Source organism: Candidatus Igneacidithiobacillus taiwanensis (assembly GCF_031962545.1).
In the GTDB taxonomy this organism is placed as follows: domain Bacteria; phylum Pseudomonadota; class Gammaproteobacteria; order Acidithiobacillales; family Acidithiobacillaceae; genus Igneacidithiobacillus; species Igneacidithiobacillus taiwanensis.
The window spans coordinates 1-2,597 of record NZ_JAVRKK010000221.1 but is presented as its reverse complement, the minus strand read 5'-3'; the positions used below and the strand labels follow the sequence as shown (position 1 = coordinate 2,597).

Sequence of the window (2,597 nt, the reverse complement as noted above, 5' to 3'; positions counted from 1 at the left end):
GCAGGCCCCAGGATCATGGTTTTTGGCTGGTTCAAGCGTAACAAAAGCGCTCCCGAAGAGGAAACGCCACCCGCGTCCATCGCGCCCGTTGAAGCCGAGGCTAGCCCCGCGCCTGCTGCCGAGCCCCCTGCCCAGGCTGAGGTCGTCGACACTCCCGCAGCCGTCAGGCCCTACACGAGCGCGGAACAACCTGCGCAAGAACCAGCGAAACTCGAAGAAGAAACGCCTAAACCGAGCTTTTTGGCGCGGCTGAAGAGCGGTCTTGCCCGTTCCCGCGAGCAGCTCAGCGAGGGTGTGGCTCGTTTGGTTCTGGGCAAGAAGGAAATCGACGAAGACCTGCTCGAAGAACTCGAAGCCATCCTGCTGCAATCCGACGTTGGCGTGCCAGCCACCCGCGGTATCATGGAGGCCGTTACCCAGAAAGTACGCAGACGCGAACTCACCGACCCCGCCGCCCTTCAGCAGGCCATTCGCCAGGCCCTGCTCGATCTCCTGCGGCCGCGCGCCTTGGCCTGGGCGCCGGTCAAAGGCAAAACCCAGGTGCTGATGATGGTGGGGATCAACGGCGCTGGTAAGACCACCACCATCGGCAAACTCGCCGCACGCTGGAAGGCGGCGGGGTTTCAGGTGCTGCTCGGGGCAGGTGATACCTTTCGTGCCGCCGCCGTCGAGCAGTTGCAGGGCTGGGGAGCGCGGGTGCAGGTGCCGGTCATTGCCCAGGGCAGCGGCGCCGATAGCGCCTCGGTGCTCTACGACGCCTTTTCTGCCGCGCGGGCCCGTGCTGCCGACCTGCTCATCGCCGATACCGCCGGGCGCTTGCACACCCAAAACCACCTGATGGAAGAGCTCAAAAAGGTGAAACGGGTGCTCGGCAAGCAGGACCCGGAAGCACCCCACCAGATCTGGTTGGTGCTCGATGCCGGCACTGGGCAAAATGCCCTGCAGCAGGCCCAGCAGTTTCATGCCGCGGTGGGGCTTACCGGCATTTGTATCACCAAGTTAGATGGCACCGCCAAGGGCGGCGTGGTTGCGGCCATTGCCCAAGCCTTGCCGGTACCGATCCGTTTCATTGGCGTTGGCGAGGCCGTAGAAGATTTGCGACCCTTTGATGCCGAGGCCTTTGTCGATGCGTTGTTTGCGCGGGAGTCCGCATGATCGAATTCATCAATGTCACCAAGCATTATCCGGGGCGACGCCATGTCTTGCGCGAGCTGAACCTGCGTCTCGATAAAGGCGAGATGGTCCTGCTTACCGGCCCCTCGGGGGCAGGCAAGAGCACCTTGCTCAAACTTCTTACCCGCCTGGAGGCGGTGAGCCACGGTACCCTGCGGGTTGCCGGGGTCGATCTCGCCACGCTACGGCGGCGGCATATTCCCGCCTACCGACGCCGCGTGGGAGTGGTCTTTCAGGACCACAAGCTGCTGATGGATCGCAATGTCTACGACAATGTCGCCCTTACCCTGCAGGTAGCCGGCATGTCGCCTCGCCAGCTCGACAATCGGGTGCGTGCCGCCCTCGACAAAGTGGGGTTGAGTGAACACTGGCGCGAATTCCCCGCCACCCTCTCGGGGGGAGAGCAGCAACGGGTAGGCATTGCCCGCGCCATCGTCCACACCCCAGAAATCCTCCTTGCCGACGAGCCTACCGGCAACCTCGACCCAGAATTGAGTAACGACATCCTCGACATGTTCCGTGACTTTTATCGCCATGGCACAACGGTGCTGGTTGCCACCCACGATCAGAGCCAGGTGGAACGTATGCGTCTACGCACCTTGCACCTCGCTCACGGCCAACTGCAGGAGAGAGCATGAGCATCCACATTCGTCTCCAGGCCTTGCGCAACGCGCGCAACACCCTCCTGCGGCAGCCGATTGCCACCTTGCTTACGATCATCGCCTTGGCCGTAGTCTTTGCCTTGCCTGTTGGCCTCTTTACCGCCCTCAGCAACATGCAACGCCTCCTCGCCAGTTGGCACGATCAGGCGCAAATCTCCTTGTATCTTCATAGCGATGCAAGCCCGCAGGCCATTGCCCAGTTGCGCGCACAATTGCGCCAAAGCCCGGGCGTGGTGGCGGTGCGCTACGTCGACAAACAGCAGGCCCTGACCGACTTTCAACGCTATGCGGGCATGACCGCGGCAATCCAGACCCTGGGCGAAAATCCGCTACCCGCCTCGCTGATCGTCGAGCTCGATCCCCTCGCCCAGAGCCCCGCGCAGCTCGAACAGCAACTGCAGCAGTGGAGCCATTCGGCAATCGTGAGCAGCGCACAATCCGACCTGAAATGGGTAGCGCGTTTGCAGGCCATCGTTGCCCTCGGCACGCGTGCGGTCTACATCCTGGCCATTCTTCTTGCCTTGGGTGCCGTGTTGGTGATGGGCAATACCATTCGGTTACACATCGAGCAGCGGCGCGAGGAAATCGAAATCAGCTCCTTGGTGGGGGCGACCCGCAGCTTCATTCGCCGTCCTTTCCTCTACCAAGGGCTCATTCAGGGCATACTCGCCGGTTTTTTGGCCTGGCTGATCGTGGCCGTTGCCTTCGCCGTTTTGCAGGGGCCGGTAAACCATCTGGCAAGTCTGTACGGCACCCAATTCC

The 2,597-nt window shown here is 62.1% G+C and carries 3 protein-coding genes; all 3 read left to right on the top strand.

From position 1 onward, the window contains the following. Positions 1-15: 15 nt before the first annotated feature. Positions 16-1,155 (top strand): signal recognition particle-docking protein FtsY, encoded by a 1,140-nt coding sequence (gene ftsY, locus RTI30_RS13965; RefSeq protein WP_409449722.1) that lies wholly within the window; start codon positions 16-18, stop codon positions 1,153-1,155. Beyond that, positions 1,152-1,811, top strand: coding sequence for a cell division ATP-binding protein FtsE (ftsE, locus tag RTI30_RS13960; protein ID WP_312262538.1), 660 nt, complete (start codon positions 1,152-1,154; stop codon positions 1,809-1,811). The genes ftsY and ftsE overlap by 4 nt, the downstream gene beginning before the upstream one ends. Continuing rightward, a partial coding sequence (gene ftsX / locus RTI30_RS13955) for a permease-like cell division protein FtsX (RefSeq protein ID WP_312284108.1) occupies positions 1,808-2,597 on the top strand: 790 nt, incomplete at its 3' end. The genes ftsE and ftsX, both read left to right, overlap by 4 nt.